Annotated in this window: 27 protein-coding genes and 2 pseudogenes; 10 read left to right on the forward strand and 19 right to left on the reverse strand. The window is 74.1% G+C overall.

Translation table 11 applies throughout. From position 1 onward, the window contains the following. Window positions 1-24 precede the first annotated feature (24 nt). The gene (locus ACWDAS_RS16010; protein ID WP_450390481.1) at window positions 25-567 is read left to right on the forward strand and encodes a hypothetical protein; all 543 of its coding nucleotides are present in this window, start codon (window positions 25-27) and stop codon (window positions 565-567) included. Window positions 568-625: 58 nt separating this feature from the next. Here the strand turns inward: ACWDAS_RS16010 and ACWDAS_RS16015 are convergent, their stop codons facing one another. The 4 genes and pseudogenes from ACWDAS_RS16015 to ACWDAS_RS16030 all read right to left on the reverse strand — a co-directional run. Continuing rightward, window positions 626-2,431 carry a S8 family serine peptidase gene (locus ACWDAS_RS16015; RefSeq protein ID WP_450390484.1) on the reverse strand — a complete coding sequence of 602 codons (1,806 nt, stop codon included), beginning with the start codon at window positions 2,429-2,431 and terminating at the stop codon, window positions 626-628. Window positions 2,432-2,548: 117 nt separating this feature from the next. Then, window positions 2,549-3,064: a hypothetical protein gene (locus ACWDAS_RS16020; protein WP_450390487.1), complete on the reverse strand. Its 516-nt coding sequence runs from the start codon at window positions 3,062-3,064 to the stop codon at window positions 2,549-2,551. Window positions 3,065-3,397: 333 nt separating this feature from the next. Continuing rightward, window positions 3,398-3,565, reverse strand: coding sequence for a hypothetical protein (locus ACWDAS_RS16025; protein WP_018561957.1), 168 nt, complete (start codon window positions 3,563-3,565; stop codon window positions 3,398-3,400). Window positions 3,566-3,699: 134 nt separating this feature from the next. After that, window positions 3,700-4,502: pseudogene (locus tag ACWDAS_RS16030) on the reverse strand (DNA glycosylase AlkZ-like family protein); the annotation flags it as partial. Between the two features lie 102 nt (window positions 4,503-4,604). Here ACWDAS_RS16030 and ACWDAS_RS16035 point away from each other — a divergent pair. Continuing rightward, the gene (locus ACWDAS_RS16035) at window positions 4,605-5,051 is read left to right on the forward strand and encodes a nitroreductase family deazaflavin-dependent oxidoreductase (RefSeq protein WP_450390490.1); all 447 of its coding nucleotides are present in this window, start codon (window positions 4,605-4,607) and stop codon (window positions 5,049-5,051) included. Window positions 5,052-5,217: 166 nt separating this feature from the next. Here ACWDAS_RS16035 and ACWDAS_RS16040 read toward each other — a convergent pair whose 3' ends face one another. The 3 genes from ACWDAS_RS16040 to ACWDAS_RS16050 all read right to left on the reverse strand — a co-directional run bounded on the left by ACWDAS_RS16040 (window position 5,218) and on the right by ACWDAS_RS16050 (window position 6,843). Continuing rightward, on the reverse strand, window positions 5,218-5,664 hold the full coding sequence (locus ACWDAS_RS16040; protein ID WP_450390493.1) for a winged helix-turn-helix transcriptional regulator: 447 nt from the start codon (window positions 5,662-5,664) through the stop codon (window positions 5,218-5,220). A 133-nt stretch (window positions 5,665-5,797) separates the two neighbouring features. Beyond that, a complete protein-coding gene (locus ACWDAS_RS16045; protein WP_450390495.1) occupies window positions 5,798-6,439 on the reverse strand; it encodes an SRPBCC family protein in 642 nt (213 codons plus the stop codon). Then, complete coding sequence (locus ACWDAS_RS16050) at window positions 6,436-6,843, reverse strand: ArsR/SmtB family transcription factor (RefSeq protein ID WP_450390498.1); 408 nt, start codon at window positions 6,841-6,843, stop codon at window positions 6,436-6,438. Before ACWDAS_RS16050 ends, ACWDAS_RS16045 begins: the two co-directional genes overlap by 4 nt. A gap of 364 nt (window positions 6,844-7,207) precedes the next feature. Here ACWDAS_RS16050 and ACWDAS_RS16055 point away from each other — a divergent pair, with 364 nt between their 5' ends. Together ACWDAS_RS16055 and ACWDAS_RS16060 are read left to right on the forward strand one after the other, a co-directional pair. After that, the gene (locus ACWDAS_RS16055; RefSeq protein WP_450390501.1) at window positions 7,208-7,330 is read left to right on the forward strand and encodes a hypothetical protein; all 123 of its coding nucleotides are present in this window, start codon (window positions 7,208-7,210) and stop codon (window positions 7,328-7,330) included. A gap of 279 nt (window positions 7,331-7,609) precedes the next feature. Next, on the forward strand, window positions 7,610-7,825 hold the full coding sequence (locus ACWDAS_RS16060; protein ID WP_450390504.1) for a hypothetical protein: 216 nt from the start codon (window positions 7,610-7,612) through the stop codon (window positions 7,823-7,825). A 37-nt stretch (window positions 7,826-7,862) separates the two neighbouring features. Here the strand turns inward: ACWDAS_RS16060 and ACWDAS_RS16065 are convergent, their stop codons facing one another. The 8 genes and pseudogenes from ACWDAS_RS16065 to ACWDAS_RS16100 all read right to left on the reverse strand — a co-directional run bounded on the left by ACWDAS_RS16065 (window position 7,863) and on the right by ACWDAS_RS16100 (window position 14,342). Further along, on the reverse strand, window positions 7,863-8,072 hold the full coding sequence (locus ACWDAS_RS16065) for a hypothetical protein (protein WP_450390507.1): 210 nt from the start codon (window positions 8,070-8,072) through the stop codon (window positions 7,863-7,865). A 145-nt stretch (window positions 8,073-8,217) separates the two neighbouring features. Further along, a complete protein-coding gene (locus tag ACWDAS_RS16070; protein WP_450390509.1) occupies window positions 8,218-8,421 on the reverse strand; it encodes a hypothetical protein in 204 nt (67 codons plus the stop codon). A 91-nt stretch (window positions 8,422-8,512) separates the two neighbouring features. Then, window positions 8,513-9,397 (reverse strand): DMT family transporter, encoded by an 885-nt coding sequence (locus ACWDAS_RS16075; protein WP_450390511.1) that lies wholly within the window; start codon window positions 9,395-9,397, stop codon window positions 8,513-8,515. A gap of 132 nt (window positions 9,398-9,529) precedes the next feature. After that, window positions 9,530-11,110, reverse strand: coding sequence for an alpha/beta hydrolase (locus ACWDAS_RS16080; RefSeq protein WP_450390659.1), 1,581 nt, complete (start codon window positions 11,108-11,110; stop codon window positions 9,530-9,532). A 205-nt stretch (window positions 11,111-11,315) separates the two neighbouring features. Next, a complete protein-coding gene (locus ACWDAS_RS16085) occupies window positions 11,316-12,206 on the reverse strand; it encodes an LPXTG cell wall anchor domain-containing protein (protein ID WP_450390514.1) in 891 nt (296 codons plus the stop codon). 371 nt (window positions 12,207-12,577) lie between these two features. Then, window positions 12,578-12,700 (reverse strand): annotated as a pseudogene (locus ACWDAS_RS16090) (endonuclease/exonuclease/phosphatase family protein); the annotation flags it as partial. 200 nt (window positions 12,701-12,900) lie between these two features. Beyond that, the gene (locus ACWDAS_RS16095) at window positions 12,901-13,413 is read right to left on the reverse strand and encodes a molybdenum cofactor biosysynthesis protein (RefSeq protein WP_450390517.1); all 513 of its coding nucleotides are present in this window, start codon (window positions 13,411-13,413) and stop codon (window positions 12,901-12,903) included. Between the two features lie 119 nt (window positions 13,414-13,532). Further along, the gene (locus ACWDAS_RS16100) at window positions 13,533-14,342 is read right to left on the reverse strand and encodes a DUF427 domain-containing protein (RefSeq protein WP_450390519.1); all 810 of its coding nucleotides are present in this window, start codon (window positions 14,340-14,342) and stop codon (window positions 13,533-13,535) included. Between the two features lie 188 nt (window positions 14,343-14,530). Between ACWDAS_RS16100 and ACWDAS_RS16105 the strand changes: the two genes are divergently transcribed. Further along, window positions 14,531-14,677, forward strand: a complete 147-nt coding sequence (locus tag ACWDAS_RS16105) for a hypothetical protein (RefSeq protein ID WP_450390522.1) — start codon at window positions 14,531-14,533, stop codon at window positions 14,675-14,677. Window positions 14,678-14,693: 16 nt separating this feature from the next. On the opposite strand, the gene ACWDAS_RS16110 is transcribed toward ACWDAS_RS16105, so the two are convergent. Further along, the gene (locus ACWDAS_RS16110) at window positions 14,694-15,203 is read right to left on the reverse strand and encodes a DinB family protein (RefSeq protein ID WP_450390662.1); all 510 of its coding nucleotides are present in this window, start codon (window positions 15,201-15,203) and stop codon (window positions 14,694-14,696) included. A gap of 151 nt (window positions 15,204-15,354) precedes the next feature. Here ACWDAS_RS16110 and ACWDAS_RS16115 point away from each other — a divergent pair, with 151 nt between their 5' ends. Both ACWDAS_RS16115 and ACWDAS_RS16120 read left to right on the forward strand, forming a co-directional pair. Further along, window positions 15,355-15,729: an ArsR/SmtB family transcription factor gene (locus ACWDAS_RS16115; RefSeq protein WP_450390664.1), complete on the forward strand. Its 375-nt coding sequence runs from the start codon at window positions 15,355-15,357 to the stop codon at window positions 15,727-15,729. Next, window positions 15,726-15,881, forward strand: coding sequence for a DUF6126 family protein (locus ACWDAS_RS16120; protein WP_450390525.1), 156 nt, complete (start codon window positions 15,726-15,728; stop codon window positions 15,879-15,881). Before ACWDAS_RS16115 ends, ACWDAS_RS16120 begins: the two co-directional genes overlap by 4 nt. 14 nt (window positions 15,882-15,895) lie before the next feature. On the opposite strand, the gene ACWDAS_RS16125 is transcribed toward ACWDAS_RS16120, so the two are convergent. Genes ACWDAS_RS16125 through ACWDAS_RS16135 form a run of 3 tightly spaced genes read right to left on the reverse strand, consistent with a single transcriptional unit; the run spans window position 15,896 to window position 18,419 of the window. Then, window positions 15,896-16,300: an ATP-binding protein gene (locus ACWDAS_RS16125; protein ID WP_450390527.1), complete on the reverse strand. Its 405-nt coding sequence runs from the start codon at window positions 16,298-16,300 to the stop codon at window positions 15,896-15,898. A gap of 11 nt (window positions 16,301-16,311) precedes the next feature. Beyond that, complete coding sequence (locus tag ACWDAS_RS16130) at window positions 16,312-16,758, reverse strand: pyridoxamine 5'-phosphate oxidase family protein (protein WP_450390530.1); 447 nt, start codon at window positions 16,756-16,758, stop codon at window positions 16,312-16,314. After that, entirely contained in the window at window positions 16,755-18,419 is a 1,665-nt protein-coding gene (locus ACWDAS_RS16135; RefSeq protein ID WP_450390667.1) for a SulP family inorganic anion transporter, read from the reverse strand. Before ACWDAS_RS16135 ends, ACWDAS_RS16130 begins: the two co-directional genes overlap by 4 nt. 241 nt (window positions 18,420-18,660) lie before the next feature. On the opposite strand from ACWDAS_RS16135, the gene ACWDAS_RS16140 reads away from it, so the two are divergent. From ACWDAS_RS16140 to ACWDAS_RS16150, 3 genes are all read left to right on the forward strand, one after another. Continuing rightward, the gene (locus tag ACWDAS_RS16140) at window positions 18,661-19,248 is read left to right on the forward strand and encodes a TetR/AcrR family transcriptional regulator (RefSeq protein ID WP_450390533.1); all 588 of its coding nucleotides are present in this window, start codon (window positions 18,661-18,663) and stop codon (window positions 19,246-19,248) included. Window positions 19,249-19,300: 52 nt separating this feature from the next. After that, entirely contained in the window at window positions 19,301-19,939 is a 639-nt protein-coding gene (locus ACWDAS_RS16145; RefSeq protein ID WP_450390536.1) for a TetR/AcrR family transcriptional regulator, read from the forward strand. Window positions 19,940-20,025: 86 nt separating this feature from the next. Further along, complete coding sequence (locus ACWDAS_RS16150; protein WP_450390539.1) at window positions 20,026-20,460, forward strand: Rrf2 family transcriptional regulator; 435 nt, start codon at window positions 20,026-20,028, stop codon at window positions 20,458-20,460. Window positions 20,461-21,000: the final 540 nt, after the last annotated feature.

Here is a 21,000-nt window from a genome sequence, read left to right on the forward strand (position 1 = left end):
ACATGCCAGCGACAGGGAAGCATGATGCCCCAGACGACGCAGGTGCTCGTACCGGCGCTGCGCGAGGCCCGTGAGGCCGAGGCCGCGGTCGCCGACCGGCTCAGGGCGCACGCCGTGGTGACCCCCGCGGGCGACGACCGGATGGCCCTGGAACGCCGCATCGGTGAGGCCCGCACCCACATCCGGCGCCTCGACGAGCACATGAACGCACTGCAGCCCCCCGGGCTCACCCAGATCCTCGGTGACGCCTGGCACCTGACCCGCCAGGCCGCACGCCTGCCCCTGAACACGGCGATGGCCGTGCCGGCCGCCGTGCGGAGCAGGACCGCCGCCGCGCAGCGGCAGCTGCTGCGGCACACCGAGGAGGAGTACGCCGTCACCGCCTACGCCTTGGCCGCGAGCCGGGCCGGCGAGCAGATCGCCCGCACCGCGGGTGACACGGCCGGCTCCCGGCTGCTCGGATCCATCCACCGCGAGGACCGGGACCTGCTCGAGGAACTCGACCGGGCCCTGCTGGCGCACGCCGACGCACTCGCGACCGGCGCCGGTACGGCCGGCGGGAGGTGAGCGGGCGGTGGTCCGGGAGATGGGACCCGGACCACCGCCGGTCCGCGGTGTGCGCGCCTCAGTTCGGTGAGGGCGACCCCGCCGACATGGGGTCGGCGCCGGCATCGAACATCGCGGCCGCCGAAGCGCCCAGCCCCAGCGCGGTCGGGGCGTCCGGCAGCCCGGCGCCGATGCGGAGCGGTTCGGTGACGGGCAGTGGGCGGCTCGCGCCGCGGAGCAGGGCCATCAGGTGGTCCGTGCGGGCGGCGCTGCGGGTATGGGGCGTGGCGCGCAGCTGATCGTGGTGGGCGAGCACCAGCGCGGCCAGACCGGTGAGATGGGCCGCCGCGATCGCGGTGCCCTCCGAGACGGTGTAGGTGGCGCCGAGCGCCGTGGTGACGACCGCAGCTCCGGGCGCGGTGAGATCGACCCCGGGGCCGGTGGGCGTGAAGGGCGCCGGGTAGGGGCCGGGCCATGGGGGCTGGGTCGCGGCCGCCGGGCTGTCCGGCGGATAGGTGCCGGTGTGCGCGAGGGCTCCGGCGGCCAGCACGGTGGGCAGGGCCGCGAGCGGGCTCAGCGTGCCGGCGGTGTCGCCCGCGGGGGCGATGACGGCGATCCCGGCCGCGTGGGCGTCCATCAGTTTCCACGCCGCCAGCTGCGAGGGCTGGTCGTAGGTGACGTTGATCTGCGCGACGTCGATGTCATGGGAGATGCAGTGGTCGACGGCGCGCAGCAGGTCGCTGACGCGGCCGCCGGGGAAGAGCTTGAGGGCGTGCACCGTGGCGTCCGCGGCGATGCCGGTGACCCCGGTGCGGTTGTCGGCGGCGGCGACGATCCCCGCGCAGCGGGTGCCGTGCCCGGTCGCGTCGGTCCGCCAGCTGCCCTCGTCGGCGGCGGGCGTGAAGTCGGCCCCGGCGCGGACGGTGTCCTTCAGGTCCGGGTGCGCGGTGTCGACCCCGGAGTCCAGCAGGGCGACGGAGACGCCGTGGCCGCGGTAGGTCGGGGGGATCTCGTGCAGGCGCATCGCCTGCCAGCCCCAGGCGGTCAGCGGCCGGTCCGGGAAGCCCTCGAACGTCTCGGCGAGGGAGCGGACCACCACCTCCACCTCGGCGCCGGAGAGGGTGTCGTCGTCCGGGAAGGGCCGGCCCGTACGCACCGGCCAGTGGTCGCCCGACGGGCGCACGTAGAGGGACCGGACGGTGGCCGGGGTGTCGGCCGGCAGGACCAGGGTGGCCCGGCCGTCGGCGCCGGTGACCGCGTACGCCGTCGAACCGGTGCCCGTCGCCCAGATCTGCGCGTCCGGCACGGCCTGCCCGCGACTGGTCACCCGCACCGTGATGCTGGGCGGCTGCTGGAGGCTGACCTCCAGCGCGGGGTCCACGGCCGGGAAGGCGGGCCGCGTCGACGGCGCCGGTGTGTAGGCGAGCGGCTGGTCGGCCTCGACGACCACCTGGGGGTTGGCGGCCAGCGCCCGGGCGCGTTCGTGGGGCATCGTCACGACGGCCACCCGGGGGCAGACCGGGTGCGGTTCGGCGATCGCCTCCAGACCACGTGAGCGGGAGGGGCGCACCTGCGCGACCACCTCCACGTCCGGGTCCTCCTCCAGCAGGGTGAACAGTGCCGAGGCCTCGACCGGCGGTACGCCCGCGGTCAGCCAGGCCGCCGGCCGCGGGGCCACCAGGTACCGTCCCCACCCGGCGCGCACCGGGTGCCCGGGCCGTTTCCCGTCCTGCCCCGCGAACTGTTCCTGGCCCTGCTTCCCGCCCGGTCCGGCGGCCGCTCCGTACGCCCCGCCCGCATCTGCTCCGGCGCCGGGCTTGCGGCCGCCCTTCGCACCGCCGTGGCCCTTCGCCGCCATGCCGCCGTTGCCCTGCTGCTCACTCATCACGCTTCCGCCTTCACCCATCACCTTGCGATTCACCACACAGCGCCGCTGCCGTGGCCGAACGGCCCGGCCGGCCGGGGCCGCCACGAGGGCCGCCCCGGCCGACCGGGAGACTGGTCAGATGCCGAGCGGCATCTGACCGAAGTGCTGCCCGTACTGCGACTGGCCGCCCTGGAACTGGCCCGGGAACTGGCCGTACTGGCCGTACTGCTGGGCGTACTGGCCGTTGTGCATCTGCCCCTGGGCGATCTGGCTCAGCGCGCTGTGCACCACCGGCGCGATACGGCGGGCGCACTCGGTGAGAACGCTGCTCCAGGCGTGCGGCGGGATCTGGCCCTGCGCCTGGATGCCCATCATGATCTGCGGGTCGATGCGAACCTGCTCGACCATGGCGTTGACCGCCGTGGCCGCACATCGCAGCGACAGCTCGGTCACCAGCAGCGGCAGCTGCTGCTGGCCCTGCCCGATGCCGGGCTGGCCGATGTGCTGCTGCTGCCCGTAGCCCTGCAGGCCCGCGAACGGCTGGCCGTAGCCCTGCTGGCCTGCCCACGGCTGCGACTGCTGCTGCCCGAACTGCTGCCACTGCGGCTGCTGCAGCTGCTGACCGTACTGCTGGGGGGTGTAGACCGACATCAAGCTCCTCCTTGAGCTGTGGCGGGTAAGGGGTTCGGACGGCGGCACCGCGGAGGGGGCTCCCAGAACCGGTCCGCCGCCATGCGCAGCAAACCACCACCGGACAAAAACCGCTTCCCATGACATACCGCCACCAGAGGGTGTGTGGTGTCCGAGCTGGAAACCTCCGTGTGGCCCCCTCACCCGTACGGCTCAACGACGGGGGCGCCCGATGACCGGGACGCGGACCGCGACGGGTCGGTGAGGCGAGCGCGCCGGCGGGCATGCGAAAGGTGGGGTCCCGGCCGCCGTTCACGGCCGGAACCCCACCGGGGACCGCGATGGAGCGTCAGGTCACCATCGGTACCAGCGGCGGCGTCCGCCACCCTCGGCCGCCCGGAACACGAAACCGAGCAGCCAGACCACCAGCACGATGATCGCGATCCACCACAGGGCCTTGAGGGCGAAGCCCGCCCCGAAGAGGATCAGGGCCAGCAGCAGGACAAGGAGCAAGGGAACCATGTCGTCAACCTCCTGACTCCGCGTGTGCCCTGCCTCGCCGTCACTATGCGTCACCCGTTCTCCCGCGATCGAGCGCGGCTCCGCCGGCGCGGAGGTGACCGTGTCCCGGCCCGGCCGCACGCCCAAGCCCGGGAGATCCGCACCCGCGCGCGGGGGAGTTTCGCCCACCAGTGGTCGTAGCGCTGTAGACCCGCGGGTCTACGGCCGGCCGGCAGTGCCGTCAGGGAGCGGGCCTCCGCGGTGAGTCCGTCCCACACGTCCGGCGCCAGGTCGTGGAAGGCCGTCGCCGCGACGCCGCCGTCGGCCGGGCGCCACACGCCGGCGACGTAGCCGTCGACGAGCAGCGTCGGCAGCACGTCCCCGTTGGCTCGGGTCACCAGCGGGCGGAGGGCCGGGGGGATCACCCGGCCGCGGTCGGCACGGGCCCGCAGGACGCTGTCCCACATGGCCATCAGCCGGGGCGGGGCCGGCGTGTCCGCGGGCGGCCGCGGGGCGCCTGGGACGTCGAACAGCGCCGTGCCGTCGGGTCCCTTGAGCTGCTCCACCGCGCCGTCCAGCGCGCGCAGCACCGCGCGGACCGGCGTCCGCGGGGGTGCCCGGCCGCCGCGAAACGGTGGCCGGGCCGTGCCATGTAGAGCGTCGGCTGCATCGCCGAGCGGAAGACCCCATGGTCCTCGGCGTGCACGGCGTGCATCGTGATCCGCATCTGCGTCGCCTTGACGACCTCGCCGCCGGCGAAGGCCGCGTCCAGCTCCGCCGGCTCGAAGGCGGTGAGCCGGTTCCACAGCGCGAGATACGGCGACGCGGGGGTCTGCGCCTGCAGGGCGACCACGCGGCGGACCGCCTCGGCGACGCCCAGCGACTCGCGTCGCAACAGCAGCTGACGGCTGAGCGTGGCCCGGTTGAGTTCCCGCGCGGTGATCTCCTCGCCCCGGATTGTGCCGGTGCGTGCGCGCGGCCGCCAAGGGGTGAGTCGCCGCGCGACCGTGGGCAGGCGAGGATGTGCAACGACAGTACGACCGAGACGGAGGAGGATCCCGTGCCATTGGTGGGCGAGTACGAACCGAGCCCGGAGAGCTGGGTGCGCGAGCAGGTCGAGCGGTACGAGAGCTCCGGGGGCACTGACGGGACCACACTGCGGGGCAAGCCCGTGATCATCCTGACGACCCGCGGCGCGAAGAGCGGCAAGATCCGCAAGTCCCCCCTGATGCGGGTGGAGCACGACGGCCGCTACGCCGTGGTCGCCTCGCTGGGCGGCGCCCCCAAGCACCCGGTCTGGTACCACAACGTCGTCGCCGACCCCCGGGTCGAGCTCCAGGACGGCCCCGAGCGCTGGGACATGACGGCGCGTGAGGTCTTCGGCGAGGAGAAGGCCCAGTGGTGGGACCGCGCGGTCGAGGCCTGGCCCGACTACGCGGACTACCAGAAGAAGACCGAGCGCGAGATCCCGGTCTTCGTCCTGGAACCGGCGGCCGGCGGCCACTGACCGCGGGCGTCCCGCGTCCGGGCGGCTCGCAGGGCTCGGATCGACGGGTGCCGATGTGCATGAACCGCGCCGTCGCGGTCAGACGTGCGGTGTGGGTGCCGGACCGCGTTTCCCCCGTCGCGGTCCGGCACCCCCGGCTCGCCGCCGGACCGGGGCGGTGCACCGGTCAGCCGGGCAGTCTCTGCATCTCGATGTCGTCGAGCCCGAGCCTGCGGCCGTCGGCGTCGCGCACCTCCAGCGGGGCCACCGGTCGCCCGGTCGCCTTGTCGACCATGCCCATCCGCTCCTCCCCGGGCTCGAAGAGGTTGGCCTCGCCCCACTGGCGCAGGGCGAGCAGGATCAGCCGCAGGCCCTTGCCCTCCTCGGTGGGCTCGTACTCCCGGTACGGGCTTCCGTCCGCGGCGGGCACGGTGCGCAGCACCCCGTGCTCCACGAGTTTGGCGAGGCGGGCGCTCAGGATGTTCTTCGCGCAGCCCAGGCTGCGCTGGAAGTCGTTGAACCGGCGCACCCCGTTCAGGGCGTCCCTGACGATCAGCAGCGACCACCAGTCGCCCACGACGCCCAGGGTGCGTGCGACCGGGCACGCTCCGTCACTGAAGTCCTTCTTCTGCATGTCGTCTCCCGGTTGCAACATTAAACCGAGAGGGCGGGCGGGGCAAGCACTCCGGACAGCCACCCGGGGCGAACATCCGGGCGGGCCCGGGTCCGGCGCGGAGCGATCCGGAGGAGGGGCCCGCCAAAGGGGCCTACTCGGGACGGGGCGGGACGTAGAATCCGGTCGTGGCGGTCACCGCGGCGGCCGCGGTCTCCTCCGAGGCGCCCGAGGCGGCGTACGCCGCGCCCCAGGCCCGGCTGCTGCGGGTCATGAACTCTCGTGCCTCGTCCGTGAACTGCCACTGCTCCGCCTGCTCGGGGCTGATCCCGCCCCCGGCCAGGTGCATGCCGAGGCCGAGCAGGACGAGATCCCAGCCGACGCCGACCGCGCCGGGCCCGAACTGGTCCCACATCCCGGGCGGCACCACGGCGACGTGCTCCAGCTCCAGGACCGTCCGCTCCTCGCCCTGCGAGGTCAGCCGCACCTCCACCTCGCTGAACCCCGGTGCCTCGCCCATGACCCAGCTGACCCGGAGCAGCTTCGGGGGCTCGCAGCGCAGGATCTCGCCGCCGGCGTTGCCGTGCAGCTGGTAGCGGCCGCCGAGCCGCAGATCGCCGCTGACCGGCAGGAACCAGCGCCCGATCCGCTCCGCGGTGGTGCAGGCGTCCCACACGTCCTCGGCGGCGGCGTCGTACGTGCGGCGCAGGAGCACCGTGCGCGCCTCCTCGCCGGAGACCTCCCTGCGGCCGACCTCGCGGTGGATGGCGTTGATCTCGTCGACGATGTCCTTCATGGCGTCTCTTCCTGTTCCTTCCCGGAGCCCTGGGCCTGTCCCGTCCCCGGTCGCTGCTGTTCCTGTGCGAGGCGCCGCTCCCGGCGCCCGCGGGCGAGCTCCGTGCCGAGCGCGTCCAGCCGCTGTTCCCAGAAACCGCGGAAGCGCTCCAGCCACGCGTCCACCTCGCGCAGCGGCGAGGCCTGGACGGCGTAGAGCCGCCGGGTCCCCTCCGCCCGTACGACGGCGAAGCCGTTCTCCCGCAGCACCCGCAGGTGCTGGGACACGGCGGGCTGCGAGATGCCGAATTCCTCCCGGATCACCTCCGTGATCGCACCGGACGGCTGCTCCCCGGAGGCGAGGAGCTCCAATATGCGGCGTCGCACCGGATCCCCGAGTACGTCGAATGCGTGCACGTCCCCCACTGTCTCACCAGCTACTTATATAAGCAACGACTTAGAAAGGCTGGCGCGGGCCGCCTGAGCGGCGACTACTCCCGCACACCTCGCGGTCACTCCAAGAGACGAGGGAGGAACCGGGCATAGGGGTGGCTTCAGGGGCGTTCCCTGACGCGGGCCCCAGGGTCCCCGGCGTAGGACTGAAGCGTCCGGCCGGAAACGGCCGCGGTTCCGAAGGAGTGATGACCATGCGCCGCATCCGCGTACAGCGACCGAGGAAGCCGGCGCCGTCACGCCCTCCGATCGATCTGCGGACCCCGTCCGGAAAGCCCCTGCCCTACTGACGCCAACCCCGACGCACACCGTGCACGTCCAGAAGGGTCGCCCCGAGATGAGCGACACGACCCACCGGCCCGGGAGCACCGTCCCGGCCTTCCGCCCGGTCTTCTCCTACATGGTCAGGCGCCTGCGCTACCTCGCCGGCGGATTCCGCCGCGCGGCCCTGGCCGGGTGACGGAGCCGGTGGAGCGGGACGACACGGCAGGCGAGCCGCCCTCCGGCCCCAGGAGTCCCCGGGCGGCCGCCGCGATGGTGCTGGCGCCCGCGGCGGCCCTCGTCCTCCTCTTCGGGGGACAGGAGGCCGCGGTCCGGGTGTCGTCCGTGACGGCCTGGCTCACCCGCCTCCGACCTGCTCCGAGGTCCCCCGGACGGCCCACGCGGAGCGGTGTTGCGCGCCGGCGCCGACCGGGTGACCCTTGACGTGATTCGGGTGCACCGGAACGCGAGGTGGACTGTGGTCGAGCCAGCGGTGACCATCCGGCAGGACGGCGACGGCTACGTCGTCACCTGCCCGGGGACCGACGCGGTCGGCCGCGGGCCGACGGAGACCCAGGCGTGGACCGACTTCTGGACGGCCCTGCACGCCGACTGGAAGCCCCCGGAGGAACTCAAGGCGGGTCCGGGCGAGGAACACGAGCGCGGCCTGCGGGTCCTTCGCCTGTTCCACTGACGCCGGTCACCCGCCGTGCGCGGTGACGAGTGGCCGGTCAGCCCGCCCTGCCGGACCACACCGGTTCGACGCGTGCCCACTCCCGCTCCCACGTCCGCAGACGGACGCGCATCAGGACGGCGGCGACGGCGTGGTGCGCGCCCCAGGCAGCCCCGGAGCAGAGCAGGAAGCACACGACACCCAGCACGAGGGCCGCGCCGCGCGCTCCCGCCGTGGTGCGGGGCGCGAGCGAGCCCCGGTCGTCCACCCGGTCCGTCTCCGCTCGCCCGCCTCGACGGGCCGCGCGGGCGGCACCTCGCCGGTGCGCGCACGGCCGCGCGGGTACTCCCACGCGGCGCGTACCGGGGGCGTGGACCGGAAGCCGTGGTCCTGGAGGACCGTTCCGGTCGCGGTCAGCGCGCGGTGCCCTCGACGAGGCGGCGGTGGTCCCGTTCCGCCGGCGCGTGCGCGCGCTCCGCCCGGTGCACGGCGAACGCCACGCAGACGGAGGCGAGGACGGCGAGGACCATCAGCGCGGTGGCGGCGAGCCGGGGGAGGGTGTGCGCGCACGGGCGGTGGCGGGGCGGCAGTGCGGCGGCACAGGTGCGGAGCATCATGGGACCCTCCTCGGACGAGGCGCGCGGCCCCGGACCCGACCGGACCGCGCACATGCCGCACCCGCCGGGCCCCGCCGCGCCGGGGTATCGGCTACTCCGCCACCGCGGGCGATGCCGTCCGGGGCGCGGGCACCCGGTGCCGACGGGCCGCGGCGGGCGCCGGCCGGGACAGGGCGACCACGCCCCGGACGGCCGCCACGGCCCCCGCGAGCGCCACCGCGAGGCCCACGGCACCGCCCCGGAAGCCGTCGCCGAGCAGCAGGACGCCCACGCATCCCGCGACGACGGGGTTGGCGAGGGTGACCGTGGCCAGCGCGGCACCCAGCCCGCCGCGGTACGCCTCCTGCGACCACACCATCCCGGCGATCGCCAGCGCGCCGGTGCACGCGGCCGCGGGCACGAGCATCGGGTCGGTGACGACGGCGCCGAGCCCGTGCTCGGCGAGGTGCACCGTCAGGCTCTGGGTCAGGCATGAGGCGATCCCGAACGCCGCCCCCGCCGCCGTGGCGAACCGCAGTCCGCGCAGTACGGGTCGGCCGGTCCCCCACGGCGCCCGGACCAGTGCCACGGCCCCCGCCCCGGTCACCGCGGCCAGCAGTGTCAACTCGGCTCCTCCCAGCGCCCGTTGCGCACCGGGCGGCGCGGTCGACAGCAGGAGCGCCAGCAGTCCCAGTACGGTCATCCCCGCCCCGCGCCATTCCCGTGACCGCACCCTGCGCCGGCCGACCGCCGCGTGCAGCGGCAGCGCGAGCACCAACGTCAGGGCGCCCAGCGCCTGCACCACCGTCAGGGTGCCGTACCGCAGCGCGACCGCGTGCAGCCCCGCCCCGGCCGCCTGGAGCGTCACCGCCAGCGTCCACAGCGCGCCGGACGGGGTCCGCCCGGCGGCCGCCGTCCGCTCCTGCGCGACCGCCGCCGTCGCGTAGCACACCGCCGACAGCAGGGCCGCCGCAAGGGACAGCGCTCCGCCGCTCATGCGATCGCCCTCGGTACGGGCATGGGGCTCCTCCTGGATGCGGGGATGGCGAGGACCTCCAGCACATCGTGTGTGCCGCCCCCACGGCATCAGGGTCCACCCCGAACCGCCCCCCAGCCCTTGTCGGGGATGTCAGGCGCAGACCTTGCCGGCCGGCGGGAGCCGGCCGCTGGTCAGATAGCGGCCGACGGCGGTGTCGACGCAGTCGTCGGCGGCCCTGAGGTAGGCGGCGTGCCCGTCGCCGTCGTAGGTGAGGAGGTGGCCCGAGGAGAGCCGGCGGGCCAGCGCCTCGGCCTCGGCGTAGGGGGTCGCCGGGTCGCGGGTGGTGCCGACGACCAGGATCGGGGCGGCGCCGGGTGCGGTGATCGGCCGTGCCGGCTGGTCCACGGGGACCGGCCAGTGGGCGCAGGACGACAGCTGTTCCGCGAAGACCTCGCCGAACTGGGGCGACTCGCGGACGAATTCGGGGAGCCACCCCCGCGCCCGCGCGGGGGTGGCGCGCGATCCGAGCGTGCCGCTGAGGCAGCTGATCGCGACGAACGCGTCGCCGCTCGGCCCGTTGTCCTCCTCGGCTCCGGTGAGTCGCCGCACGGCGGTGCTCTCGCCGGACCGCACCTCGCGCAGCGCGGCACGCAGCGTCTTCCACTCCGGCGCCATGAGCCCCGTGATGACCGCGTTGAGGAGGTCGGCGCCGGTGACGACGACGTCCTTGCCCTGCCGCAGCGGAGTGCGGTCCAGGGCGTCCACCAGGTCGTCCAGGAGGTGTCCCGCCGCCCTCGGGGAGTCTCCGACCGGGCAGCCGCGGCGAGCGGCGCAGTCGGACGCGAAGGCGTCCCATGCGATCTGGTAGCCCCGCGCCTGGTCCAGGAGGCTGTGGTAGCCGTCGAGGGTGGGGTCCACGGCCCCGTCGAGCACCATGCGGCCCACGTGGGACGGGAAGAGGCCGGCGTAGCTCGCGCCGAGGTAGGAGCCGTAGGAGAAGCCGAGGAAGTGCAGCTGTTCGTCGCCGAGCAGGACGCGGAGCAGCTCCATGTCACGGGCCGTGTCGAGCGTGCCGACGTGGGGCAGCAGGCGCCCGGCGTGCCGCTCGCACGCGGCGGCGGTGTCCCGGGCCGCCTCGTCCGCCGCCAGGAAGTGCGGCGCGTCGTCCGCGCGGAGCGCGCGCGGCGCGCGCAGCCCCAGCGGGCTGCCGGCCGCGCCGGTGCCGCAGTCCACCGGGGTGCTGCCGCCGACCCCGCGCGGGTCGACCGCGACGAGGTCGTAGGCGGCGCGCACGGCGGGCGAGAAGGCGCCGGCGTAGGACCAGAGCGAGGTGATGGCCGGGGCGCCGGGGCCACCGGGGTTGAAGAGCAGGGAGCCGATGCGTTCCGCGCCGCTTCCCGTGGACTTCAGCCGGGTGGCGGCCAGGCGGATGTCGCCCGCTTCCGGGTGGGCGTAGTCCAGCGGGGCGCTGAGGGTGGTGCACTGGAACGACGGCTTGTCCGCGCAGCGCTTCCAGGCGAGCTTCTGCCGGTAGTGGCGGGCCGGACCGGGCGGCACGGCCGCGGCGGCGGTGCCCGCCGCTCCGGCGGGAGCCTGCGCGGCGGTCCGCCGCGGGTGCGTGGCCGTACAGGCGGTCAGCAGCATCGCGCAGGTGCCGAGCACGGCGAGTGCCCCGTGGAACCTGCGGCGGGACGTGCGGGATATTCGGCCGGGGGAGCGCTCTGCCTTCATCACCACGCCTCTCGTTCACCTTGCGGTGCGTGATCAGTGCACCACGCAGCGTGTCCGGCCGGACGGTCCGCTTAGGCCGGAGGAGTGAACCGCGCCGGGCACCGAGCGGGTTGCGTCAGGGTCCGGGAGGGGGGCGGACAGCGGCCCGCCCCGGGCCCGTGTCCGGGCCCGGGGCGGAGTGCCGTACGGGGTGATGCGGGGTCGATCAGGCCTCGCCGCGGTTCTCGCGACGCCGGCGCAGGAAGTACACGCCGCCGGCGGCCGCGGTGACGAGGAGGGACGCACCGGTGAGGCTCTCGGTGACGTTCATCCCGGTGGAGCCGCCGAGGCCCGTGTCGGGCGAGCCGTAGTCGCGGTCGTTGTCGCGGTCGTAGTCGCGGCCGTAGCCGCGGCCGTGGTGGCGCTTGTAGCACTTGCGGCCGTGGTCGCGGTTCCGGTCGCCGTAACCGCCGTGGTCGCCGTAGCCACCCCGGTCCCCGTAGCCGCCGCGCCCGTGGTCGTCGCCTTGGTCGTCGCCGCGGTCCCCGCGGTCGCCCCGGTCGTCACCGCGGCCGTGGCCGCCGCGCCCGTGCCCGCCGCCCCACCAGGAGCACTTGTCCCGGCCGCGGCCGTAGTTGCCGTAGTCGTCCTCGTAGTCGTCGCCGTACTCGTCGTCTCCGTTGTCGTGGCCGTCGTCCGGGACGGTGCTGGGGTTGTCGGTCGTCGTGCCGCCGTCGCGGTCACCGGTCGTGCTGCTTCCGGCGGGCACGGTGAGGGTGCCGACGCTGCCCTGGTCGGATTTCGGGCCGATCATGCAGCTGACGGTGATGGTGTACGTGTTCGCCGGAGCGTCGTCGGGGATGGTGAACGTGCCCGTCAGCGGACCGCCCGGGGTGGTCGCGTTCAGGGACAGGGCGTTGCGCAGCAGGCCGGAGGGGAAGGCGTTGGCGTTCACCATCGCGCCGGGCGCTTGGCAAACCTCGGAGCTGGCGGTGACGGTGACGGATCGTCCGTTCTGGGCGACGTTGACGTCGACCACGGCGAAGGCCTGCGAGTTCGGAAGGACGACCGCCGCAGCGGTCATCGTCGCCATCGCCAGGATGCGAGCACCACGCATGGAGCTGAACCTCCTTGTGGACGGGGCAGGCGGGATGTGGCCCCCGGCACGACTGCTACCGCGTCCTCGAGACCTATATGGCGATCATCCGCAGCCGCTCCGCACCCCGAGACCGGCGGTGGTGTACGGCCGAATGGGGAGGGGCCGTGGCATCGCTCGATGCATTTCCGCAGGTCAGAGGCAATGGGTAGGGGCGCATAAGAAAAATGTGAAGAGATGTCCAACCGGGTGACGAAGCATCAGCTAATCTTGCTTCAGCAGGCACCGGTGAGCTCGCCCGCCTGGAGGGGCAAAGCTGATGGATCGTCAGTTCACCGCCCCGTGCGCCGACATGGGTTCGGTCATGGCTTTACATACCTGCTGACGTACCGTCAGAAGTGAATGCGGGCGGCGACGGGCAGATGATCGCTCCCGGTCGCGGGCAGTGGACGCACGTCGATGACGGTGGCGGACCGGACCATGATCTGGTCGATCCGGGCCGTCGGGAACCGCGCGGCACAGCAGGGCGGTGCACAGCAGAGCCGGAACGCCCAGCCCGAGCCACGGCAGGAACGTCTCCAGCAGGCTTCCCCGGCGTCCGGCTGCGTTCGGCACCGCCGAGTGTCGGGTGAGCAGCAGGGCCGGGAGGGCGGAGAGTGCCACCGGGACGCGGTCCCACCGCCGCGACCCCGGAGGGCCCGACCACACGCCCCCGTTACGAGGCCTTCCGTTCGTCCGCGACGACCGCGAACTCCGCCGTCCCCAGCGTCAGTACGCCGTCGGTGAGGGGCGTGCACCGCACCCCGCCCTTGCCCCGCAACGCGCGCTGCGCGCCGGGCCCGATGACGGCGTCCATCCAGGCGCACGGTCTGGCGGGGCGCCGCACGGCCAGCAGGACGGGCCCGGCGCCCGTGTCCAGCGACACGGTCGAGCCCACGTACGCATCGATGTCGACACCGCGGAGCAGGACGTTGCGGCGGGTGTGCCGGAGGTCCGTCGCGGGGTTGATGTCCAGTGGCAGACTCTCCGCCGCCATGAGGGTGATCGCGGCGTCGCGATGGGCCGGCCGCGCGTAGTAGCGGTCGCCCACGATCCCCAGGCCCTTGCGCACCTCGGCGCTCCGCACCAGCTCGCCCTCGTGCGCCGCGGACGGCCCCTCGGACGGCCGCCCCATGTACCGGTGCGCGGGCGACACCAGGAGCTGCACCACTTCCACCACCACGGTCATGCGCAACAGCCTAATCCGGCGGCCCGGCCCGGCAGGCCACGCCCGCCCCGGGCAGGCCACGCCCGCCCCGGGCAGGCCACGCCCGCCCCGGGCGGGACGCGGCGCGGCGCGGCGGGGCCTCAGGGGCGGGCGCGGCGCTGCCTGTCCCACACGGCGCGCGACAGGGCGGTGGGCCGCGGGAGCGGCGATCCGTCGACGTACAGGTCGACGTGCTCGTTGTAGAACGCGACCATGCCCGCGATGGGGGCGCACGCCACCGTCGGGAAGTCGTACGTCCATGCGAGGTCGGCGTGGGTGGTGACCTCGCTGCCGAACGACCAGTAGCCGCTGGTCGTTCCCTTGTACGGGCAGCGCGTCACCGTGTCGGTGGGGCGCAGCCGGGTCCAGTCCACGTGCACCCGGGAGACGTAGTAGCGGGTCGGCAGACCGGTCTCGAACAGCGTCACGCAGGTCGGCGCGTCCGCCAGGACTGTGCCGTCCACCTCCACGCGGACGCTGCTGGAGGAGCGCAGCGCGTCCACCCGGGTGTAGGGGCTCCTCGGGTGCACGAAGACCTGCTCGTCCTCCTCGTACCAGGCGTCGAGCGCCTCCCAGCGGAAGCGGGCCGTGCCCAGGAGCGGCTCCGGGGCCCCTTCGTCCCAGACCCATGCCACGCCCTCCCGGACCTCGGACCCGACGCGCAGCGAATGGCGCCGCGCTGGCCCGGGGCCCAGTCGGCCGATCCGGCCGTCGTCGGTCAGCACGCCGTCGGCCAGGTCCCGCAGCGGGATGCTGTACTGCGGGTAGCCGGGCCACTCCCACACGTACAGGGCGTGCCGGGTGTCGAAGACGGGACGGCCGCCGACCAGCGCCCGGATGCGCCGCGGGACGGGCTCGACGTGCCCGACCGGGACGATCGGACCCGGGTAGTTCACGCTCTCGTCCGCCATCGGTGATCACCTCGGTCCACTCGCCCCGCGTTCGCGCTCTTCCCCCACGCCCAGCTTCTCCGGCGTCCGCTCGAACGGCCACCCCGCCCGGGCCGCGGGTGCCCGCCCCCTCGCTCGAACACCACCGGCCACGGACGGGGTGGCCCGTGCGCCTCGCGGGCCGCCGGCCCCTGGCCGAAGGCGATGCCGTGGCCCGCCGCGACCAGGTCCGGCAGGAACTCGGGGCCGGAGGCGTGCCGCACGCCGCCCAGGTCCGCCGCGAGTCCCCGGCGGCGCGGGTCGTCGTCCCCGGCCACCGCACCGCGTACGGCGCGGGCATGCGGCCCGTGCCCTGACGGCGTGCCCCGCCGGTCAGGCGCCCACGGTGCCGTCGACGCCCTCGCGCAGGAAGTCCGCGTGCCCGTTGTGGCGGCCGTACTCCAGCAGCACGTGCACCATGACCATCCGCAGGGACACGTCCTCGCCCCAGCGCGGCTGGTGCCCGGCCAGGTCCAGTGACCCGGCCTCCCTCTCGATGCGCCGGGAGTTCTCCACCTCGGCCTCCCACGCCGCGAATGCCTCGGCGCGGGTGGACGCGCTCGCGTCGTAGGCCGCCTGGAAGTCGATCCTGTCGGACCAGACCATGGGCGCGTCGTGATCCTCGAACACCCGGCGGAACCAGGCGCGTTCGACCTCCGCCATGTGCCGGACGAGGCCGAGCAGCGACAGCGTGGACGGGGGCATCGAGCGCTGCCGCAGTTCCTCGTCCGTGAGTCCCTCGCACTTCATGGCCAGCGTGGCGCGATGGTAGTCGAGGAAGGCCCGGAGGGTCTCGCGCTCGCCGCCGAGAAGGGGCGGGCCCACGCGGTCGTCGTCGATCACTGATTGCTCCTCGTCCGTGGCGAACTGCGGGTGAAAGCCTCTCATCCCGGCCTCCGGCTCCTCCGGCCAGCCGGCGGCCGTGGGCCCGCCGTGGACTAGGATTGAAGAGTTCTTCATTTTGCAAGTCTCTTCAGAAGGTGGGGTGGTCGGAGTGCAGGTGCCGCTCTACCAGGCCAAGGCGGAGTTCTTCCGCATGCTCGGGCATCCTGTGCGCATCCGCGTCCTGGAGCTCCTGCAGGACGGCCCCAAGCCGGTGCGGGACCTGCTCAACGCGATCGAGATCGAACCCTCGAGCCTCTCCCAGCAGCTCGCCGTGCTGCGCCGCTCCGGCATCGTGACCGCCACGCGCAGCGGCTCCACCGTGGTGTACGAGCTGGCCGGCGGTGATGTCGCGGAACTGCTGCGGGCCGCCCGCCGGATCCTCACGGAACTGCTCACCGGCCAGCAGGACCTGCTGGCCGAGCTGCGGCAGACCGACGAGGGGGCCGCGGTGCCCGCGCCCGGCACGGCGGGCGGCGCCGCGTGAGCACCGCGGCCGGCGGCGGCAAGGACACGGGGGCGGAGAAGTACAAGCAGCGGGCGGTGCTGTTGCGCGTCCTCGTCTACGTCTTCGTCACCCACTTCATCGCCGGTTTCATCACCCTGTTGTTCTACCTGGGGCAGCACGCCCCCAAGTGAGCGCCCCGCCGGGCTCACCGCAGCGGCAGGGTGACCCAGATGCTCTTGCCGCCGGTGCCGGGGTCGGGGCGGACGGTCGCGGTGCCGCCGCACTCGGCGGTCACCTCGGCGACCATGCCCAGCCCACCGCCCGCCGAGGCGGCGCGGAGCAGATCAGGCCGGTGGGGATGCCGGTCGTAGACGGCGAAGGCGAGTACGCCGCCTCCCGTCGCGTAGACGACGTCCAGGCTGGGGGGGACGCCGGCGGTGTGCCGGACGCTGTTCGTGACCAGTTCACTGAGGATCAGCAGGGCCCGCCCGAGCACGGGGTCGGCCGGGTTGACGCCCCATGAGGCGTAGACGTACTCGGCCGTCCTGCGGGCCAGGGTCACGGACAGGGGCGCGGTCGGCAGCGTCAGCACATGGCGGTGTTGCAGCATCGCACGACCGGTCACCGGGTGCCGGGCCTGCCGTCGTCGCCGGCGCGGGCGCCCGCGCCGAGCGGTCCGCCGAGCCGGTGCCCCTGGATGGTGAGGGGGTGGATCCGGAGCAGGGCGTCGTGCGGTCCGTGGACCCAGCCGGTGAGCGTACGGAGGTAGTGGGCGGCCTCGTGCGTGTTCGTGAGCGCCTGGACGGGCCCGGTGGCCGTGACCGACCAGCCCGTCCCCGTGGTGCGGTGGAACCGGTCGCAGTGGTACGTCACTTCGCCGCCCTGGGTGACCACCGCGAGCGGGACCGGAGCGCGTACGACGAGTGCGCCGTACTCCAGGACGAGGGCGGCGGGGCGGACGGTCGCGGTGCCGCGCAGCACATAGACCAGGCGGCCGTCGCGGGCCCCTTCCAGCAGCCACAGGGCCTCGGCTCCGGACAGGTCGGTCATGCGGTACGCGGGGGTCATCGGGCGGCCTCCCCGTGCAGCACTCCCGCGCGGCGCAACCGGTCGCGCGCGGCCTCGATGGCCTCCGGGGTGGTCGAGTACACCCGTCCCGCGGCCCGCAGTGCGTCCAGCACCCCCAGCGAGTCCAGCGCCTGCCGCTGTCCGGGCCGGAGGCCGGACGCCAGGACGGTGATGCCGCGGTGGTCCAGCCTGTCGATCGCGTCCTTCAGGACCAGGGCGCCGGTGGCGTCGATGTGGGTGACGCGGGAGAGCCGCAGGATGACCACCGACACGTCGGCCACCTCGGTGAGCTCCAGCAGGAAGCGGTGTGCGGCGGCGAAGAACAGCGGCCCGTCGATGCGGTAGGCCACGATGTGCTCGGCGAGCAGGGCGTGTTCCTCGGCGCTGTGCTCGCCCGGCAGGTCCTCGTGGAGCGGCACCTGGTCCAGCCGCGCGTGCAGGGCCACCGCGCGGAGCGCCAGCGCTCCGGCCACGAGGAGCCCGATGATGACCGCGTACACCAGGTCGAGGACGAGCGTGGCGCCCGCGGTCAGGACCAGCACCGCACCGTCGGCACGGGTCGCCCGGGCCATCGCCCGCAGCGAACCGACCTCGACCATCCGGATCGCGGTGGCCAGCAGCACCCCCGCCAGCGCGGCCAGCGGGATCCTGCCCACCAGCGGCGCGGCGACGAAGACGATCACCGCGAGGACCGCGGCATGGGTCAGCGCGGCCAGCCGCGATCCCGCCCCGGTACGGACGTTGACCGCGGTGCGGGCGATGGCCGCGGTCGCCGGCACTCCGCCGAACAGCGGGACGGCCAGATTCGCCAGGCCCTGCCCGAACAGTTCGCGGTCCGGATCGTGGCGCTGCCCCACCGTCATCCCGTCCGCGACGGTCGCCGACAGCAGCGACTCCAGCGCGGCCAGTACGGCCACCGCCACGGCCGGCGCGAGCAGCGAGGAGACCGCGGCCGGGTCGAGGAAGCCCAGAGAGGGCGCGGGCAGCCCGGACGGCAGGTGCCCGATGCGCGCCAGTCGGAGGTCCGCGGCTTCGGCCACGATCGTGGCGGCGGCGACGGCCAGCAGGGAGAACGGCAGGGTCGGACGCCACCGGGCACCCACCAGCATCACCCCGGCCACCCCGGCGGAGACCGCGAGGGCCGTCCAGTGCGGATGGGCCAGGAACTCCCGCACCGCCCGGAAGGCCACCGCCACGACCCTCTCGCCGTCCGGCGTGGGCACCCCGAGCGCCGCGGGCACCTGCTGCAGGCCGATCACGCACGCGATCCCGAGCGTGAAGCCCTCCACCACCGGCGCCGGCACGTAGCGCATGTACCGTCCGGCCCGCAGCAGCGCCAGCCCGATCAGCAGCACGCCTGCCATCAGGCCGACGGTCAGCACCCCTGCGGGGCCGTACCGGGCGACGATCGGGACCAGCACCACGGTCATCGCCCCGGTCGGACCCGAGACCTGCACCTGGGACCCCCCGAACAGGGCCGCCAGCGTCCCCGCGACCACCGCCGTGGCCAGCCCGGCCTCCGCCCCGAGCCCGGAGGACACCCCGAAGCCGAGCGCGAGCGGCAGGGCCACGACCGCCACGGTCAGCCCGGCGAGCAGGTCCCGGCGCGGCTGCCGCCGCATCACCGCCAGATCCGCTCGCGCGGGAAGGAGTTCCCGCATCCGGCCCCGCACCCGCTGTGCCAGCCAACTCACCGTGCGCCGACCCCGGCCCCGTCGTCCATCGCCCCGGCCGGTTGCCAGGGGCGGCCTGTCGCTGTGCCCGACACGTCCGGCCGTGGCACAGCGACATCATCATGTAGCGAATTGAAGATTTTTGCAATTTGTGGATGAGTGCGCCGTGGAGGTTCGGCGGGCCGGGACGAAAATGGACCGTTAGGTCAAGAATCCGTATCATCGGCGCATGGCACGTCCCCGGAGTTTCGATGAGCGGCAGGTGCTGCGGGCTGCCCGCGAGGTGTTCTGGGACCGCGGATACGCCGCCACCTCGCTGGAGGACCTGACGAGCGCCACCGGGCTGGGCAAGGGCAGCCTGTACGGGGCGTTCGGTGACAAGCGGCGGCTGTTCCTCCATGTGCTGGACGACTACCGCGCCGAGCAGCTCGCCTCGGTCCGGGAAACGCTGAGCGGGCCGGGCCCGGCGATCGGGCGGCTGAACCGTCTGCTGGAGGGCGCCGCCGAGGGATACGGGTCGGACGTCCGGCGGCGCGGTTGCTTCCTGGTCAACAGCACGTCCGAGCTCCACGGTCAGGAACCGGACGTGGTCGAGCGCTCCCGCGCGACCTACCGGGAGGTGGAGGACCTCCTGGCGGGGTGTGTGAAGGAGGCGCAACGGGAGGGCGACCTCGATCCGGGGGCCGACCCGCAGGAACTCGGCCGGCTGCTGCTGGCCGTCCTGCAGGGGATGGAGTTCCTCGCCAAGACGCGCATGGACGCCCCGGCGCTGCTGCAGATCGGCCGGGCCGCGCTGGCCCGCCTCCCCCGCCCCTGACCGGCGCGATATTATAGTGGACGCTACAGATTTTTGGGAGTAGGAGGCCAGGATGGCGGGAGGACGGCCACGTGCCTTCGACGTCGACGAGGTGCTCGACCGGGCGCTCGAGGTGTTCTGGCGTCAGGGTTACGAGGGCACCGGGATCTCGGACCTGACCCGGGCCATGGGCATCAACCCGCCCAGCCTGTACGGCGCCTTCGGCAACAAGGAGGAGCTGTTCAAGCGGGTCCTCGACCACTACGCCGACGGCCCCGCCCGGTACATCCGGGAGGCGTTCGCCGAGAGTGACGCGCGCCGCGTCGTCGAACGCCTGCTGCACGGCGCCGCCGATGCCACGACCAGGCCCGAGTGCCCTCCGGGCTGCCTCACCGTACAGGGCGGGCTCGCCTCCTCTCCCGGGGCCGAGGCGGTGCGCGACGAACTCACCGCACGCCGGGCGGCCGGCGAGGCGGCGCTGCGCCTGCGACTGGAGAAGGCCCGGGCCGACGGGGAACTCCCCGACGGGGCCGATCCCGCCGATCTCGCCCGCTACTTCATCACCGTGTACCAGGGTGTCGCCGTCCAGGCCGCGGGCGGCGCGAGCCGCGAGGAACTGCACCGGGTCGTCGATCTCGCCCTGGGGGCCTGGCCGGTGGCACCCCCGGAGTCCGCTCCGTCTGCTGAGTCCGCGGAGTCGGCGGCCGGCTGACGGCCCGTCCCGGCCGCCTACGATGGGTGTGGGATCGACCTTGTGGGACGGGCGAGCCGTGTTGCCCGTGAGGAGGTAGGTGGGCCGTGAGCGCCAACAGCAGGCTGACCATCGCCGTGCACGTCCTCACGTGGATGGCCCTGGACCGGCGCAACGACGGGCCGCCGGCCACGTCGGACCGGATCGCGGGCAGCGTCAACACCAATCCCGTGGTCATCCGGCGCTGCCTGGGGGACCTGCGCCGGGCGGGACTGGTCGAGTCCAGACGCGGCGCGGGAGCGGGCTGGAACCTCGTACGCGAACCCGAGGAGATCACCTTGCTGGCCGTCTACCGGGCGGTCGAGGACGGCACGCTGTTCCGCCTGCACCCCGGCGTCCCGAACGCGGACTGCCCCGTGGGCTTCGGCGTCGGCCCCGCCCTGCAGCAGGTCTACGACGGGCTCCACGAGCGGATCGAGCGGGAACTGGCCGCCACCACCATCGCCGACGTGCTCCGGGACACCCTCGCCCGGCAGCGCTGAGCCGCCCGCTGGGCGGGCCCCGTGCGCCGGACGCGCTACTCGGATGCGCGATGCGCGGTGCCGGCGCTGGGCGGTGCCGCGAGGGCGGCACCCAGGGCGAACGTGGGCCCGGAGCCGTAGGCGTCGACGACGGCCCCGCCGAAGAGAGCCCGCCGCCGGCGCGATATGGGAGGCGGCCACCAGCGGGGCCGGGCCGCATTCGGCCGCCTGGTGGCACCAGATGCTCAGCACGCCGACCGGCGACCTTCGCGGTGCGGGTGGTGCGGAGCAGCCGTTCCGGGTCGCCGAGGATCTCGCCGCCGCCGAGTCCCGGGATCCACAGGGCTCCCCCCAGCCCATCGCATCGAGTTCGGCCGCGGCGTGCCGGATCGCTCCGGGAGCGGCGGTCGGCAGTTCGATGCCCCGGATTCCCGTCCGTCCCGAGTCCATGGCATACGTCCGGTCCGTGTTGGTTCCGCCGGCGCTTCGGGTTCGAGCCGACGGCTGTACTGCGGGAAGGGGGGCCGGTCCGGCAGCAACCGACGCCTGCCGGACCGGCCC

It is taken from the genome of Streptomyces sp. NPDC001070, from assembly GCF_053598835.1.